This window comes from Bacteroides neonati (genome assembly GCF_000499785.1).
GTDB classification, from domain to species: domain Bacteria; phylum Bacteroidota; class Bacteroidia; order Bacteroidales; family Bacteroidaceae; genus Bacteroides; species Bacteroides neonati.
The window spans coordinates 178,762-195,318 of sequence record NZ_HG726023.1 but is presented as its reverse complement, the minus strand read 5'-3'; the positions used below and the strand labels follow the sequence as shown (position 1 = coordinate 195,318).

At 46.4% G+C, this 16,557-nt stretch carries 17 protein-coding genes and 1 tRNA gene; 5 read left to right on the top strand and 13 right to left on the bottom strand.

Translation table 11 applies throughout. The features are described 5' to 3' along the window. Positions 1 to 252: 252 nt before the first annotated feature. Positions 253 to 423, top strand: a complete 171-nt coding sequence (locus TY03_RS21945; RefSeq protein WP_074434181.1) for a DUF362 domain-containing protein — start codon at positions 253 to 255, stop codon at positions 421 to 423. 79 nt (positions 424 to 502) lie between these two features. On the opposite strand, the gene TY03_RS13550 is transcribed toward TY03_RS21945, so the two are convergent. The 4 genes from TY03_RS13550 to TY03_RS13535 all read right to left on the bottom strand — a co-directional run bounded on the left by TY03_RS13550 (position 503) and on the right by TY03_RS13535 (position 5,360). Beyond that, a complete protein-coding gene (locus tag TY03_RS13550) occupies positions 503 to 1,696 on the bottom strand; it encodes a pyridoxal phosphate-dependent aminotransferase (protein WP_042370887.1) in 1,194 nt (397 codons plus the stop codon). A gap of 82 nt (positions 1,697 to 1,778) precedes the next feature. Beyond that, a complete protein-coding gene (locus tag TY03_RS13545; RefSeq protein ID WP_042371372.1) occupies positions 1,779 to 2,993 on the bottom strand; it encodes a bifunctional 3,4-dihydroxy-2-butanone-4-phosphate synthase/GTP cyclohydrolase II in 1,215 nt (404 codons plus the stop codon). A 2-nt stretch (positions 2,994 to 2,995) separates the two neighbouring features. Beyond that, entirely contained in the window at positions 2,996 to 4,894 is a 1,899-nt protein-coding gene (locus TY03_RS13540; RefSeq protein ID WP_042370886.1) for an LptF/LptG family permease, read from the bottom strand. 79 nt (positions 4,895 to 4,973) lie between these two features. Beyond that, positions 4,974 to 5,360 carry an START-like domain-containing protein gene (locus tag TY03_RS13535; protein ID WP_042371370.1) on the bottom strand — a complete coding sequence of 129 codons (387 nt, stop codon included), beginning with the start codon at positions 5,358 to 5,360 and terminating at the stop codon, positions 4,974 to 4,976. 227 nt (positions 5,361 to 5,587) lie between these two features. Here TY03_RS13535 and TY03_RS13530 point away from each other — a divergent pair. Then, positions 5,588 to 5,664, top strand: a tRNA-Met gene (locus TY03_RS13530). A gap of 183 nt (positions 5,665 to 5,847) precedes the next feature. On the opposite strand, the gene TY03_RS13525 is transcribed toward TY03_RS13530, so the two are convergent. The 4 genes from TY03_RS13525 to TY03_RS21515 form a co-directional block, all read right to left on the bottom strand. Beyond that, positions 5,848 to 6,864, bottom strand: a complete 1,017-nt coding sequence (locus tag TY03_RS13525) for an inorganic phosphate transporter (RefSeq protein WP_042370884.1) — start codon at positions 6,862 to 6,864, stop codon at positions 5,848 to 5,850. 16 nt (positions 6,865 to 6,880) lie between these two features. Further along, positions 6,881 to 7,528 (bottom strand): DUF47 domain-containing protein, encoded by a 648-nt coding sequence (locus tag TY03_RS13520; protein WP_042370882.1) that lies wholly within the window; start codon positions 7,526 to 7,528, stop codon positions 6,881 to 6,883. 90 nt (positions 7,529 to 7,618) lie between these two features. Continuing rightward, positions 7,619 to 8,254: a DedA family protein gene (locus tag TY03_RS13515; RefSeq protein WP_042370880.1), complete on the bottom strand. Its 636-nt coding sequence runs from the start codon at positions 8,252 to 8,254 to the stop codon at positions 7,619 to 7,621. Positions 8,255 to 8,352: 98 nt separating this feature from the next. Then, positions 8,353 to 8,784 carry a hypothetical protein gene (locus tag TY03_RS21515; RefSeq protein ID WP_052332493.1) on the bottom strand — a complete coding sequence of 144 codons (432 nt, stop codon included), beginning with the start codon at positions 8,782 to 8,784 and terminating at the stop codon, positions 8,353 to 8,355. A gap of 170 nt (positions 8,785 to 8,954) precedes the next feature. On the opposite strand from TY03_RS21515, the gene TY03_RS13505 reads away from it, so the two are divergent. The 3 genes from TY03_RS13505 to TY03_RS13495 are packed head-to-tail and all read left to right on the top strand — an operon-like array spanning position 8,955 to position 10,420. Continuing rightward, a complete protein-coding gene (locus TY03_RS13505) occupies positions 8,955 to 9,491 on the top strand; it encodes an RNA polymerase sigma factor (RefSeq protein ID WP_042370879.1) in 537 nt (178 codons plus the stop codon). Positions 9,492 to 9,495: 4 nt separating this feature from the next. Then, a complete protein-coding gene (locus TY03_RS13500) occupies positions 9,496 to 9,864 on the top strand; it encodes a hypothetical protein (protein ID WP_042370877.1) in 369 nt (122 codons plus the stop codon). Between the two features lie 10 nt (positions 9,865 to 9,874). Continuing rightward, the gene (locus tag TY03_RS13495) at positions 9,875 to 10,420 is read left to right on the top strand and encodes a hypothetical protein (protein WP_148335666.1); all 546 of its coding nucleotides are present in this window, start codon (positions 9,875 to 9,877) and stop codon (positions 10,418 to 10,420) included. A gap of 94 nt (positions 10,421 to 10,514) precedes the next feature. On the opposite strand, the gene TY03_RS13490 is transcribed toward TY03_RS13495, so the two are convergent. The 5 genes from TY03_RS13490 to kdpB all read right to left on the bottom strand — a co-directional run bounded on the left by TY03_RS13490 (position 10,515) and on the right by kdpB (position 16,540). Continuing rightward, positions 10,515 to 11,954 carry a HAMP domain-containing sensor histidine kinase gene (locus TY03_RS13490; RefSeq protein ID WP_042370873.1) on the bottom strand — a complete coding sequence of 480 codons (1,440 nt, stop codon included), beginning with the start codon at positions 11,952 to 11,954 and terminating at the stop codon, positions 10,515 to 10,517. Between the two features lie 13 nt (positions 11,955 to 11,967). Beyond that, the gene (locus tag TY03_RS13485) at positions 11,968 to 13,092 is read right to left on the bottom strand and encodes a sensor protein KdpD (RefSeq protein ID WP_042370872.1); all 1,125 of its coding nucleotides are present in this window, start codon (positions 13,090 to 13,092) and stop codon (positions 11,968 to 11,970) included. 1 nt (position 13,093) lies between these two features. Next, positions 13,094 to 13,816, bottom strand: coding sequence for a hypothetical protein (locus TY03_RS13480; protein ID WP_230201984.1), 723 nt, complete (start codon positions 13,814 to 13,816; stop codon positions 13,094 to 13,096). Between the two features lie 56 nt (positions 13,817 to 13,872). Further along, positions 13,873 to 14,442 carry a K(+)-transporting ATPase subunit C gene (locus tag TY03_RS13475; RefSeq protein ID WP_042370868.1) on the bottom strand — a complete coding sequence of 190 codons (570 nt, stop codon included), beginning with the start codon at positions 14,440 to 14,442 and terminating at the stop codon, positions 13,873 to 13,875. Between the two features lie 64 nt (positions 14,443 to 14,506). Continuing rightward, positions 14,507 to 16,540 carry a potassium-transporting ATPase subunit KdpB gene (gene kdpB / locus TY03_RS13470; RefSeq protein ID WP_042370867.1) on the bottom strand — a complete coding sequence of 678 codons (2,034 nt, stop codon included), beginning with the start codon at positions 16,538 to 16,540 and terminating at the stop codon, positions 14,507 to 14,509. Positions 16,541 to 16,557: the final 17 nt, after the last annotated feature.

Below are 16,557 nucleotides of genomic sequence, written 5' to 3'. Positions count from 1 at the left end.
TTACTATATCTCCTGCAAAAGTAATAAAAAAGAAGCTATCCGGTGTAGAAAGTTAACACAATCATACAGGAGTTTATCTTATTCTACCAATTGCGCAAACTTCGTTAACAGATGACCGATGAGTGAAGAACATCCTTCTTATTTAGAATGAATACGAATTAAAGCATTTTAAGAGAGTTTGATACCAAGTAATGAATAAAACATGTATTTTTGTCTCAGAAATTAGTACTAATAATTTTAAATAATAACAAAATGGCTTACGTAATTAATGACGATTGTATTGCTTGCGGAACTTGTATCGACGAGTGTCCCGTTGAAGCTATCTCTGAAGGTGATATCTATGTAATCAACCCAGACGTATGTACTGACTGCGGTACTTGCGCTGATGTTTGTCCTTCTGAAGCAATTCACCCTGCTGAATAATTCAATCAGACTCAAAAGAAAGTAAAAGGCTGCTCTCCTTACGGAAAGCAGCCTTTTTTATATATAGACCTAATGGTCTTTAGTTCAATTTAGCCAAAGCCTCTTTGATACGACGAATGGCTTCTACGATGTTTTCATCACTGGTAGCATAGCTCATACGGATGCAGTCGGGAGCACCAAAAGCAGCACCGCCTACACAGGCTACATGGCCCACTTCGAGCAGATACATAGCCAGATCGCCGGCATTCTCAATCTTACGATCGCCGGCAGACTTACCGAAGTAATAATCGCATTTAGGGAAAAGGTAGAAAGCACCTTCGGGCATGTTTACTTCAAATCCGGGAACTTCCTTTGCCAACTGTACAATCAGGTTGCGACGGCGTTCGAAGGCGACACGCATCTCTTCGACCGGAGCTTGGGTGCCGGTGTAAGCCGCTTCGGCAGCCTTTTGCGATACGGAACAAGGACCCGATGTGTATTGTCCCTGCAACTTATTGCAAGCGCTCACCAACCACTGCGGGCCGGCAATGAAACCAATTCTCCAGCCTGTCATCGCATATGCTTTTGACACACCGTTTACAATCACCGTACGTTCCTGCATACCGGGGAACTGGGCAATGCTTTGGTGCTTGCCAATGTAATTAATGTGCTCGTAGATTTCGTCGGCAATCACAATCACTTGCGGATGTTTGTTCAATACCTCGCACAAACCTGCCAACTCTTCTTTGCTGTACACCGATCCGGTAGGATTGGACGGAGAGCAGAGGATCATCGCTTTGGTTTTAGGAGTAATCGCCGCTTCGAGCTGAGCGGGAGTGATCTTAAAGTCTTGCTCAATACCAGCCGAAACAATCACAGGAGTACCTTCGGCGAGTTTCACCATCTCGGGGTAGCTTACCCAGTAGGGAGCCGGAATGATGACTTCGTCGCCTGCATTAACCAACGCCAAAACCGCATTGCAAACAGATTGCTTGGCACCATTGGCACAAGAGATTTGAGTGGCTGTATACTCTAAACCATTCTCTTTCTTAAGTTTCTCTACGATGGCATTACGTAAGCCGGGATAGCCCGGGACCGGAGAGTAGCGCGAGAAGTTATCGTCAATAGCCTTCTTAGCAGCCTCCTTGATGTGTTCGGGAGTATTAAAATCGGGCTCTCCTACACTCAAGTTAATTACATCAATGCCCTGTGCCTTTAGCTCAGCGCTCTTTTGCGACATCGCCAGCGTCTCTGACGGAGACAAACTGTTCAAACGGTCTGATAATTGGTTCATTTTGTATCTCTTTTATTGTTATTTGGTGATATTAGTTGCAAAATAAGCTATAATAATTGACATATAAAAGCAATTCGATATTTTACTTATTGAAATGCAACGTATGTCCCATTCGTTCTTTTTTTGTCTTTAAGTAACGCTCGTTGTACTCGTTAGGTTTAATTTCGATGGCTACGTTTTCGGTTATCTCCAGCCCATATCCTTCGAGACCGATACGCTTCACCGGATTGTTGGAGATCAACTTCATTTTCTTCACACCCAAATCGCGCAAGATCTGCGCGCCCACTCCATAATCGCGTTCATCAGCATTAAAGCCTAAATGCAAATTAGCATCTACCGTATCGTAACCTTCTTCCTGAAGTTTATAGGCAGCCATTTTATTCATCAGACCGATACCGCGGCCTTCTTGATTCATATATACAATTACACCCTTGCCGGCTGCATTGATCATCTCCATGGCTTTGTGAAGCTGCTCGCCACACTCGCAACGGCACGATCCGAAGATATCGCCGGTAGCACAAGAGGAATGTACGCGTACCAGAATCGATTCATCTTCGGTCCATTCGCCTTTAATCAGAGCTACGTGCTCTAAGCCGTTCGATTTCTGACGGAACGGAATCAAGCGGAAATGTCCGTGGTGTGTAGGCATATCAACCTCTACCCCTTTCTCTACAATCGATTCCATACGCAAGCGATAGGCAATCAGGTCTTTGATAGAGATTATTTTCATATCAAAACGTTGGGCAACCTCAATCAGTTGCGGAAGGCGAGCCATGGTACCATCTTCGTTGATGATCTCGATCAAGGCACCTGCCGGATAGAGTCCTGCCAAGCGAGCCAGATCGACGGTTGCTTCGGTATGTCCGGCACGGCGAAGTACACCACGCGAACGGGCGCGCAGGGGATTCACGTGTCCCGGGCGTCCGAGTGCAGTGGGTTGCAATGTAGGGTCGGCCAATGCACGAATGGTGGCTGCACGGTCGTGCATAGAAACACCGGTGGTGCATCCTTCGAGCAAATCGACCGTCACTGTAAACGGTGTTTCGTAGATAGATGTATTCGCAGACACCTGCATATCCAGTTCCAGTTCGGCACAACGCTCCTCGGTGATGGGTGCACAAAGCACACCACGACCGTGAGTCATCATAAAGTTTACTTTCTCGGGAGTTATCTTTTCGGCGGCGATAATGAAATCGCCCTCATTTTCACGGTCTTCGTCGTCAACAACAATAACGAAATTGCCTTCTTTGAATTCGGCAATTGCCTCTTCTATTGTATTCAATTTTATTTTTTCCATGATCATTTAATGTTAGTCTGTATGATGTATTTAATTTCTTCATTGTTTTGGATAATCCGCTCCATATCTTTGTTCAGGCGAATGCGAAATGCCCAGATTCTAAAATAGAAAAAGAGTCCGATAGGAACCACTAAGCCTGTTAAAATGTTCAGCCAATGCTGGTGAAACGGGCGTAAGTGAGCCGCAACGGGTATGATTGGATATCGGTTTACCGCATTCAGCAAGGTAATCGATTCGGCATTCGAGAGTTGCTCAACCAACAGCTCCAACCGATCGTTGATCTGCACGATATCGCGATCCTCGCCACTCTCCATCCAAAGACGGAAATAGTTAGGCGCTTTCGTCAACCGGCGAGCTTGAGCATACATACGGCAATCTTCCGAGAGTGCAGTGAGTTCGTTAGGGATACGCAAATAGTCGGGATCGTGAATGATTACTTCTTTCTTGAAGAGGTTACGCAAACTGCGAATACCCGAAACCTTCCTGAACCAAGCAACATAAGCATCGGCATTAAGCACCACAGAGTCTTTGTTGGATTTGTAGGTAAGAAATACGCCCAACGGTGCCAATACGGCAGAGCTCATCCACATACCCATCCATACAATCCATTTGCCGTCACGAGCCATCTTATAACCGCTATTATCAATGATGTAGTAGATGATAAAAACCAATATCGAAACGATGACAGGCATACCCAATCCACCTTTTCGGATAATTCCTCCCAGAGGTGCACCGATAAAGAAAAAGAGCAGACAAGAGAGGGAGATAGTTATTTTTTTATGCCATTCGGTTTGATGCTTGCGGATACTATAATCATTTGACTCCATAGAGAAACTCTTAAAGCTATAATCACTTGCCAGATTCTCGGCGCGAGTCACTGCCGAGGAGATGATGCGTTGCTTTTGCATCAAGGTTGCCGCTTGATAAAGACTGTCCAGATTATAGGATGCTATAGCAGCAGTCTCTATTTTCAAGGTGTCTTCTTTTGTCAATCCGGTCTGTTTGCGATAAGCACCTGTCGATGCTTCGTTATAATACTGACGCCCGATACTATCACCCAGCACTACCATCGAGTCGATTGAGGTCTGTAGCACCTTCATGTCTTTGGCCGAGGCCTGACTACCCATGATGCCGGCATCGGCCATGTTGAAGTCGGAATCAAACTGAATGATGGAGTGCTTCTCTTTGAAGGTTTCGCGGCGATAAGGCACATTCTGCGAACTCATATTCTGGCTCTTCAGGTTCTCGAATAGTTCACCGCTATAGAGGTGCAGGTAGAGGTGCTGCTTATCAGAGGTCATTTCAAGGCGACCCGAGTCGGCATAAATAACACGTGTATTCTCAAAACCATCCGCCAAGTTATAGATAAGCACATCATACAGCATACCTGTTTTACGGTCTTTATGATCGACCTTCAGGTTATAACCGGGTATTTCAGAGTAAAAGACCCCTTCGGGGATATCCACCTCGGGCGACTTCTGTTTCATCGAAATCAATAAGGTACCCAATTTTACCTGCGCTATCGGACCGATTACATTCTGGAAATAAAAGGAGATACCAACCAATACGCAGACAAAGACAATCAACGGACGCATGATCTTGATCAACGAGATACCCGCTGCTTTCATGGCCAATAGCTCATAACGCTCACCGAAGTTACCGAACGTGATAAGCGATGCCAACAATACCGCCAATGGCAATGACACCGGAACCAAGCTAAGTGCCGAGTAGAAGAAGAACTGAGCCAACACGCTCATCTCAAGACCTTTTCCCACCAATTCGTCCACATATCTCCACAGAAACTGCATCATGAAGATAAAGAGACAAATGAAAAATGTGCCTATAAAGAGTGTCGAGAAACTCTTTATGATAAATATATCTAGTTTTTTTATGCGTAGCATCTTATAATCAAGTTCATGCGATTAAGATGCAAAATTAGCACAAAAAAAGGAGCGTAGGAAATTTTTGACTGAAAGTTAACTAAAAACCACAAGTTCTTCTTAATTTAGCTACTTGCGAGTTCCACAGGTCTTCCATATCGTCCATTTCATCCGGCTCTGTAAAGTCGGTAATTTCTAGAACAAAGTCGCCGGTTAACTCGTTGTAGTTCATTTTCAACTCGAAATAATCACGTTCGTTATCATCGTCCAACCAATGGAAGCGAATAAAAGAAAAAGCGCGTATGGCTATTATTTCAGCCTCTCTCTCTTCCGTCTTTCCCCAATGAAACACAACGTTTTTCTCATCTGAAACTACTTTATCGGCAAACCAATCTTCCAACCCGGTTGGTGTACTGATAGCAGCCCAAAGTATATTTTTAGAAGTCGCACTCAGAGGATACTCCAAATGTATTTTCTCTCTTTTCATAGCTTTATTTACTTTATTAACTTTTGTGTGCACCAAGATAGACACTTTTTTCTGATTACACGCCATCATTCGATCACTTTATTCTATACATTCTTATTTCTATACGTAAAACGACCTTTGCAAGAGCTATTTGGATGAAAATTGTAACAGAATAGAGAGTTTTTTCGCAAAAAGTTTTGGTGATTACAGAAAAACCTATATCTTTGCACCCGCAATCGAGAAATGATGGCGGGATAGCTCAGCTGGTTAGAGCGCATGATTCATAATCATGAGGTCCCCGGTTCAATCCCGGGTCCCGCTACCAAGTCGAAAGACTTACAGATAAGACGTTTGGAGGGCTTCCACCTCTGGGCGTTTTTCTTTTTTATATAGGTAGGTCAAGCTATAGTTGACGCTACATCGCAACACTACGCTCAGCAAGCATACGCACCCTAAACGTCCATTGAGACATCTATCCTGTAGGTGCGTATGATTTTTCGAATATTTATTATAAAAACAGAGAAACGATGCAGTAGATACCTGCTGCCAGAAGCCCACTCACCGGAATGGTCAATACCCAAGCCGTCATCAGGCTTTTGGTGACTCCCCAGCGAACAGCCGAGAGGCGTTTGGTAGCCCCCACACCGATAATAGCTCCCGTTATGGTATGTGTAGTACTCACGGGTATTTTCAGCATTTCGGTAATATAAAGTGTAAATGCACCGGCCGTTTCGGCAATCACCCCTTCGAGAGGAGTCACTTTGGTGATCTTCGTACCCATCGTTTTCACAATCTTCCATCCACCGGACATCGTTCCGAGAGAAATGGCCGTAAAGCAGGAGAATGCCACCCAGTCAGGCAGGTCGGAGATGTTGTTAATACCCATGCCCAATCCCATTGAGTGCCCGGCTATCATGGCTGCCGCAATAATACCCATTACTTTCTGAGAATCATTCAAGCCGTGTCCGATACTGAACATGGCCGAAGAGACCAATTGCATTCGCTTGAACCAGACTTCGGCCGTATGCGGATGTAGGCGTCGGCACATATTCAGCAACAGCAGCGTAAAGCCAAAGGCTATAACCATTCCGATGAGGGGAGCCAAGAAAATAAAGGCTGCAATAACCAGAATAATATTAAGCTGAATGGCTTCGAAGCCGTTGGCCATAATGGCTGCTCCGGCAAATCCACCGATGAGGGTATGAGAGGAAGAAGACGGGATACCCTTCCACCAGGTTATCAAGTTCCAGGCGATGGCAGCAATGATACCTGCCAAGATGATGGGTAGCGTAATGTATTGTTCAATTACAGTCTTTGACACCGTATTGGCAATACCAAAACCACCAATAATGTATTTGGCGATGAAGAAGGCAACGAAATTAAAAAAGGCAGCCCAAAGCACAGCTTGAAAAGGGGTAAGTACCTTTGTCGACACAATGGTGGCTATCGAATTGGCCGCATCGTGAAAGCCGTTGATATAATCGAATATCAGAGCCAGTATAATAATAGTTACTAATAGTTCCATGTATATTGCTCTGTTTTTATGCGTATTTCACGATAAGGCTTTTCAGTATCTTACCTACATGTTCGGCTGCATCGGTTGTTCGTTCCAGTTCGAGCGTAATCTCTTTCAGCTTGATGAGCTCGATACAGTCTTTTTCTTCTTCAAATAATTTCGTTATAAAGAACTCATATACATCATCGGCCTGATTCTCTATATCGTGCAGACGGGTACAATACTCGCGCAGCTTCGTAGGGTTCTTGCGGAAAATGTCCAGTTCGTCCATGGCTTTGCAAATGAGAACTGCTTCTTCGTTGATAAGCCGGCTCAGCTCTCTCCCACTTTCGGGTATCAAACGGGGGTTGTAAATAGCAAGACGCTTTGCCGAGCTGTTTATTCCATCAATGACATCGTCTAAACAAGAAGCGAGATCGTGAATGTCTTCGCGATCAAAAGGGGTAATAAAGGTGGTGCTCAACTGGTCGAAAATCAAGTGTGTCAATCGGTCTCCTTCACGTTCCAGCTCTTTGATTTTTTTGTAATAATCAAACCTTTCTGTAGGTTGGTCATGCTGTAAACTTTCGATCAAAACAATCGACGCGTCGCACAGTACTTCGGACAACTGCTTCAATAACGGAAAAAATTTAGGCTCTTTGGGGGTAAACCTACTAAAAAAAGAATTTTTCATAAATGTGAATACTTTAAATTAATTTTAAAATAACTGGTTTTATGGTAGTTAATATGAAATAAATTCGGGTGTTTAATACGCCGCTTCTTCCTACGGCTTTATTTTCGCTCGTGCCACTTCGATGGCGGCAGGCAAAATCGAAACAAAGATAATCGCTACAATCAGCAACTTCAGGTTGGCTTGCACAACAGGCAGATCGCCAAACAGGTAGCCGGCATAGCAGAAGGCGGTTACCCATACGGCACCACCGATCAGGTTGTATAACATAAAATAGTAATAATGCATTTTCCCCATGCCAGCGACAAAGGGTGCAAACGTGCGAACTACAGGTATGAAGCGGGCAAGAATAATGGTCTTTCCACCATATTTCTTATAAAACTCATGCGTTTTGTCCAGATGGCTTTGCTTGAATATCTTCGACTTTGGATTCCGGAAGAGTTTGCGCCCAAAATAATGTCCGATGGCATAGTTTGACGAGTCGCCCAGTACAGCCGCCACAAATAAGATCAATACAAGCAGATGAATTTCTATGGGCATACCCGGCAAGGCAGCAATAGCTCCTGCTACAAAAAGCAGCGAATCGCCCGGCAGAAAAGGGGTGACAACCAATCCTGTTTCGCAAAAGATGATGGCAAATAACAGGACATACGCCCAAGCATGATAGTTTTGTACCATACTAATCATATACTGATCGATGTGAAGAATAAAATCCAGCAAGAATTCCATAGGTTTAATCTATACTATTTCAACATAGAAACATGAACACGAACCATATCAAAGGGCACAGATCCATGCGCCCTCCGGTATACGAACTGGAAAAACAACTAAACTAACATACGCCCTAAAGCATAGATACAGTATCGATATGAATATTTAATGAGATGAGGTTCGGATACAAAATCCGTACTGCTTTTTAAGGAAAGGTGAGAATTTAAAAAGCTCAGTATCCGAACAGTTAAGGAGGTAGGGTTAATTTTCAGAATCTTTGAAGGAGGCATGTGCCGTGGCGAAAACGAATTCCCCAGAATCACGTTATCGGTCTTGCAGGTGTATCTTTCATTTCTAACGGTACGATTCTCATTAAATGATTGCTCAATAACCACCGTTTCAGATGCGCAATGTATAGATTCGGTACAAGATTCCATACCAGCCATGGTCGTGTCAGGCTGTATTTTCTGCATACCCTTACCGGGAGCAAGTTGAATGCCCAGCAATAAGAGTGTACCCAATAATATACAGAATATGTACTTCGTCATAACGGCTACAAATGTAGAAACTATTTTTATAAGATATATATTTCCGACGGTTTTTCTTTTCTGCCCGACTTCTCTTTTTACGCTTATCTTAATAAATATAAAAAGCGAGGTTTCTCATTTAACTTCGCACCCTTTATTCGTTCTAACCATCAAAGCTCAGAAACAAATCGATGATAAACGAAGATGAAATCCGCAAAGCTTGTGCCTCGAACCGCGAACGAGGATTCAAGCTATTAATGAACAAATTTCAGGAACCGATATATCAATATATCCGGCGGATGGTGGTATCGCACGAAGATGCGCAGGATATTCTGCAAGAAGTCTTCATACGCGTATTCCGTCACCTGGATCAGTTTCGACACGAGAGTTCATTGCATACCTGGATTTACCGGATAGCCACCAACGAGTGCGTTCGGTTGCTCAATAAGCGCAAAGAGGAGGTTGTTTCGGAAGAAGAGACCCGGCAGGAGCTGATGGAGAAGCTCAAAGCCTCCGAATACATTGATTACGAGAACGAATTGGCAGTGAAGTTTCAGGAAGCCATTCTTTCCTTGCCCGAGAAACAACGGATCGTCTTTCATCTGCGCTATTACGATGAGCTGAAATACGAAGAGATTGCTTCGATTCTCAATAGCACCGTAGATACCTTGAAGGTGAACTATCACTATGCAAAGAACAAGATCAAAGAATATATTTTAAACCGATAATGACATGAATAAAGATTTTGACTTCGACCATATAGGAAAACAGACCCCTTATCGTACTCCTGACGATTTTTTTGAGCAAATGCAACGAAAAATCCTCGCGCAGACGGTAGGGAAGCAACAACGCAAGCGGAAACTAAACCTGATTGTTTCGGCAACCATCGCAATGGCGGCTGTACTCACGGGACTACTTTTCGCACCGTCTGCCGAACAAACCCAACCCGATGCGGCAGCACCTTCGCAGATGCTGGCCATTGAAACCAAAACAACTGCCGACCCGGCAGATAAATGGATTAACGAACTTTCGGATGAGGAGTTGGAAGAGCTCGTCAACTTCTCTGAGAATGATCTTTTTATAAATCAAACAATTAATTAACAACGCAAGAATTATGAAGAAGTTTATGTATGTATTATTGGCCGCTATCCTCGTAGGAAGCACCATGACTTTATCTGCTCAGAATAAAGAAGCCCAAACCAAAAAGCCACGCCCTACGCAAGAGCAAATCATAGAGATGCAAGGCAACCAGATGGTCAAAGTGTTGATGCTCGATGATGCAACAGCCGCAAAGTTTCTACCGGTATATACACGTTACCTGACAGCATTGCGCGAATGCCGCACCATGAACCGCCACGCACGGATCGGCAACACAGAAAACCAAGGCGAACAAGCCAACCAAGGGAAACCGGCTATGAAACCCGCGCTGACGGATGCCGAGATAGAGAAACAGATCAAAGATCAGTTTGCACAAAGCCGTAAGATTCTGGATACCCGCGAGAAGTATTACAATGAGTTCCGCAAATTACTGTCACCCAAGCAAATTGCAAAGATCTATCAAACAGAAAGGGGCAATGCCGATAAGTTTAAAAAAGAATTTAATCAGCGCAAAAACGCCTCTCATGCCCGTCGCAACAACCATAAACGTACTAACTAAGGTAAACAGATAGACAAAGAGGATAACAAAAATGGTCGGAACCTTCGGGGCAAATGGTCGGAACCTTTGCCCTAAAGGTTCCGACCATTTGCTATTAAGCCTTAAGCCTCATCACAAAGCGGCTGCCCTTGCCCAGCTCACTCTCGACAGTCAGTGTGCCGCCATGTGCTTCGACAAAGTCTTTTGAGATGGAGAGCCCCAAACCACTGCCCTGTACCTTGGTGCCGGGCACACGGAAATAGCGATCAAAGATACTTTGGTGGTAGCGCGGATCGATTCCTTTGCCGAAATCTTTCACAAACAGTTCGATGTACTCGCCATCCTGTTGTGCACCGATGATGACACGGCTGTTCTCTTTCGAATATCGAATGGCGTTGCTCAACAAATTGGTCAGCACCCACGCAATCTTCTCACTATCGACAAACAGCTTGCTTACCTTGCCTTCGGGATACTCTACCTCGAGTTGAATATTAAACTTATCAGCCTGTACGCGATTGGCCTTGATGGCGTAATCAATGAGCTCGATCGGTTTCGTTATTTTGGGCATCATCTGTAGTTTGCCCGCCTCGACTTGCGTCAGGTTGAGCAGCTCGCCTGTGATGCTCAACAGCCGTTCGCTACTCTCCCTCATACTCTTCGAGAGTTGTTCCTGCTCTTCGTTCAGCTCGCCCACCCGCTTGTCCTCGAGTAGTTGCAGACTCATCAGGATGGCAGAGATCGGTGTTTTGAGTTCGTGCGAAATGGTCGAGATGAAGGTTGTCTTGGCCGAGTCGAGTTCGGTAAACTCGGTGATGTTTTTCAGCAAGATCACATCGCCCAAGCTGGACGATTCGGCCGAATCATCTCCGGTATTTCTAATCGGGATATAGGATGCCCGGAAATAACTCTCTTTGTTATCGGCATAAATCTTCAGAGGCTCTTTTTTCTGTCCGGGAGTAAGCAATTCGCGGGTAAGGCGGCGCAGCAGATCGTTCTTAAGCGACAGCTCCTCGGCCGAATGACGAATGACGTTCTCGCGCTTGAGGTTAAGCACCGTGAGCGCCTCATTATTGATAAAGAGAATCTCGTGCTCCTTGTTCAACCCGATAATAGGGTCGTCGATGCTATTGACAATGGCCTCGAGAAACTGTTTGGACGATAGAATGTCGGCCAATGTACTGGCACGGTACTCGGTAAGACGCTCAGCCATGCGGTTAAAGCCGTCGACTACCTCGCGAAACTCCTCGTTGTTTTTCAGTTCGAGACGCTTTCCGTAGTTATGGTTGGCTATTTCGAGAATACCGCGTGTAAGCATTTTAATGGGCTTATCGATGGAGCGAGGCAACCAAGCAAACAAAAACAGACTGATCAACACACAGATTCCTCCCGTAACCGATATCCATAACAGAGCATTTTGGAGGGCAGGCATCGCCTCGGGGCTATCCGGCTCGGTCGCTGTAAGTACTTGCAGGTTAATCACAGAAAACGATACGAGTAGAATTATCATCCCGGCCAACAGACCAACGCCGAGAAAAAGTTTTGTTTTAATATTCATAAGACCACAAATTTTATGCAAGTATAATCAAATCTATATTAGCTTGTGCCAATTCTTTCATAAACTTTCGATATCCCAACAGTTTGCAGGTGATGATACAGAAACGAAACGACGGACTACCCATGCAGACCGTTGTTATCTGCTTCTCCTTGCAAACAGACACAATGCTATCGAGCACGCTGCGCGATTGTACCTGCACCACCTCGCCTCCCAACTCTGCCACCAGTTTGAAGTGGTTGAGCAGGTGCCGCTGACTGGCGAGGTCGATCCGGTCGACGCTTTCGTGAGGCGTTTGCACGTAAAGTGCCACGAAGGAGGTATTGTATCGCATGGCCAGTCGGGCGGCCTTGCGGATGATGCGTCTTGGCGCCCGTTCATGGCTGCTGATGCAGGCCAAAAAGCGTTCATGGCGCACACTCTGTCCGGTATTGGTGATTTCGCTTTCGACCTTTTTCTCTACACGCAATGCCACCTCTTTCAGTGCCAGTTCGCGCAGTTGAAGGATGTTCTCGGTTTTGAAGAAGTTGTTCAACGCCAATTGAATCTTCTCGGGGCGGTAGATTTTCCCGGATTTGAGGCGGGTGATCAGTTCTTCGGCTGTTAGGTCTATGTTTACCACCTCATCGGCCTCTTCGAGCACACTATCGGGAATGCGCTCTTTGACTTCAATGCCCGAAAGGGCTTGAACTTCTTCGTTCAACCCCTCTATATGCTGAATGTTCACCGCCGATATCACATTGATACCCGCATCGAGCAGTGCCATTACATCCTGCCAACGCTTCTCGTTTACCGAGCCTTCTACATTGGTATGTGCCAATTCGTCTACAATCACAATCTCCGGGTGTATCCGGATGATGGTTTCGAGATCCATCTCTTCGAGTTCCTTACCTTTATAGAATATCTTTCGCCGGGGAATAACCGGCAACCCTTCGAGCATCGCCTCTGTTCCGGCACGCCCGTGCGTCTCGACATATCCTATCTGTACATCCACACCACTGTCCATCAGGTCGCGTACCTCCTGTAGCATGCGGTAGGTTTTGCCTACGCCGGCTATCATGCCGACGTAGATTTTAAATTTTCCCCGACGAGACTTCTGTATCAAGTCCAGGAAATGCTGTACGCTCTCCTCTCTATCCATCTTATTCGTATGAAGGTTTTAGTGTGAGTCCGAATACAAGGTGCACATCTTCTGTACGCGGATTACATATCGCTTGTACAAAGATAGGCAAAGAAAATGAATCGGTAACCTGAATGGCCGTAGTTCCTTTGAGTGCAAGATTCGTGATGGCAAACCGTTCGTTTCCGTACTGGTTTACAGCACCGTATGGTACGATTCCACAAGTAAGGTTCAGGTCGACTGCCTTGACGCTGAAGGGATAGTTCATTTCGACATACGAAGAGTAGTTTTGCTTCCCCGCGGCATTCTTGTCCATCCCGGCAAACATCGTATACCAGGCAACGGAAAGTGGAAACTTCTCCGATTGTATCGTATAGGCCAATCCGGCCTCAAAGTGATGGTTCGTTTCGTGGCTGTTGAAGTGGAAAAACCGATACGCACCCTGTCCCGCCCACCAAAGATCGGCAACAGAGAGAGTCAGCCCCGATGTTCCGAATGTATAAGCGGCCGTCAGGTCGATTTCTTTGGCAGCGGCACCACGCGAAGCGGAAGTTCCGTCGAAGTCGGTCGATCCCCAGGCAGTGAGCGAAAAGTTCTTCACTCCCAATCCGATGGTTGGCTGAATACTAACTCCGGTTTGGTAGATGCCGCGCCATACGTAAGAGCTGACAAGATCGCCCTGTATCATAACCTCCTGTGCCCGTGTCTGAGTGGCTGCAAGAAAGCAGACAAGCATGACAGCCATTGTTTTAAGTCCCTTTTTTAGTCTGAATGGTTTCATTTCGTTATACGTGTTTTGTGTTATTGATGTTGATCCAGTGCTACGTTTAGCTTTAATACATTTACTTTCTCGGTTCCCAAGAAGCCTAACAGTGGCTTTTCGATCGATTGGTCGACAATCGCTTTCACCGCCGCTTCGGTCATGCCACGAGCATCGGCCACCCGCTTCACCTGTACGTAGGCACAGGCAGGAGTGATATGAGGATCAAGGCCGGAGGCACTGGCCGTAACCATCTCGGCCGGCACTTCCTTGCGGCTCAGGTAGGGGTGATGCACCAGAAAAGTATCGATGCGAGCCTCTACTTCGGCCAAATAAGCTTCGTTGGTAGGCCCTTTGTTGCTACCGCTCGAGCTATTGGCTTCGTAGCCGCTGCCCGCATGAGAGGGTCGCCCCCAGAAATAAATATCTTTGGTAAACGCCTGCCCCACATTGGCAGCTCCCACTACCCGGCCGTCTACGGTTATCACTTCGGCATTGCCGCTATTGGGACCGACCAAACGGGCAAACACCCAAAGCACCAGTACATAAAACACGCCCAGAAAGAGACATAAGGCAAGTGTTATCTTGATTGACTTCATTATATTTTTCATTTCCTTTTTCTTTTATATTTAGTAAACATCTTTGCAATAAGAGTAAAGCAGCGACATCGTCGCGTTAGCAAAACAACCCTACTACCATATCAATTAATTTGATTCCGATGAACGGAACAATCATTCCTCCCAGCCCATAGATAAGCAAGTTGCGGCGCAACAACGCACTGGCACCGATCGGTTTGTACTGTACCCCTTTGAGTGCCAACGGAATTAAGATCGGGATGATGATGGCATTGAAGATAACCGCCGACAGGATAGCACTCTCTGGCGAGTGTAGCCCCATTATATTGAGTGCGGCCAGTTCGGGGATAGCTACCATAAACAAGGCGGGCACAATGGCAAAGTATTTAGCTACGTCGTTGGCAATCGAGAAGGTGGTGAGCGTACCGCGTGTCATCAGCAGTTGCTTGCCTATTTCGACTATTTCGATCAACTTCGTGGGGTCATTGTCCAGATCAACCATGTTGCCGGCCTCTTTGGCGGCTTGCGTACCGCTGTTCATGGCCACTCCTACGTTGGCTTGCGCCAAGGCGGGAGCATCGTTGGTACCGTCGCCCATCATAGCCACCAGCTTGCCGGCCTCCTGTTCCTTCTTGATGTAGTTCATCTTATCCTCGGGCTTGGCCTCGGCAATGAAATCATCGACTCCCGCCTTCTCGGCAATGTAACGGGCGGTAAGCGGATTGTCGCCCGTTACCATCACGGTTTTCACGCCCATCTTGCGTAGTCGTTGAAAACGTTCCTGAATACCCGGTTTAATGATGTCTTGGAGCTCGATCACTCCGGTTACTTGCCGGTTTACCGACACAACGAGCGGTGTACCCCCATTGTTCGAGATAAACGAGATGGCCGCTTCGGTCTCGGGCGGAAAGCAGTTTCCGGCAGCCTCGGCTATCTTGCGAATGGCATCGTAGGCTCCTTTACGTATCTGTGTACCATCTGCCAGGTCTACACCCGAGCATTTGGTTTCGGCGGTAAACTTAATCATCCGTGCTCCGGTGGTACGGAGGTTGCGCATACGGAACCCTGCATCGCGTCCCAGCTCGATAACCGATTTTCCCTCGGGTGTTTCGTCGGATAGTGAGGAGAGCAGGCAGGTTTCAATGAAGCTGCGTTCGTCGACCCCGTTCACCGGATGAAACTTCGTAGCCCGGCGGTTACCGATGGTAATAGTGCCTGTCTTATCGAGCAGCAGGGTGTCGATGTCTCCGGCCGTCTCTACCGCTTTGCCCGATTTGGTGATCACGTTGGCACGCAACGCCCGATCCATACCGGCAATGCCGATGGCCGAAAGCAGCCCGCCGATAGTCGTGGGAATGAGACAAACGAACAGTGAAATAAGCGAAGCAATCGTAATCACCGCACCACTGTAATCGGCAAAGGGTTTCAGTGTGATACACACAATGACAAATACGAGGGTGAAACCTGCCAGTAGAATGGTCAACGCAATCTCATTCGGCGTTTTCTTACGCGATGCGCCCTCTACCAAGGCAATCATCTTATCGAGGAAGCTCTCGCCGGGTTGGGTGGTAACCATCACCTTAATCTGATCGGAAAGCACCTTCGTACCTCCCGTAACAGAGCTTTTGTCGCCACCAGCTTCGCGAATGACAGGAGCCGATTCGCCCGTTATGGCACTCTCATCGATAGAGGCGAGTCCTTCTATAATCTCTCCGTCGGACGGGATGATATCGCCTGCCTCGCACACAAACACATCGCCTTTCTTAAGCTCCGAACTGCTGATGAGTTCGAGCTTCGTGCCCCGAAGTAGGCGGGCGGGTGTCTCTTCGCGGGTCTTGCGCAAACTGTCGGCCTGCGCTTTGCCGCGCGCCTCGGCGATAGCTTCGGCAAAATTGGCAAACAGCAGGGTGAGAAACAGGATGAGAAACACCGTCAGGTTGTAACCGAACGAACCTTGCGAGCTATTGGTCAGCGAATAGAATGTAACCAACAGCATCACCAGTGTGGCTATCTCTACGGTAAACATAATCGGATTCTTAATCATCATCCGAGGGTCGAGCTTCACAAACGATTGTTTGAGGCTCTCTTTGACTTGCTCCTTTTGAAACAAAGAAGCGGCTTTATTATCTTTCATACTCTTTTTACTCTTGG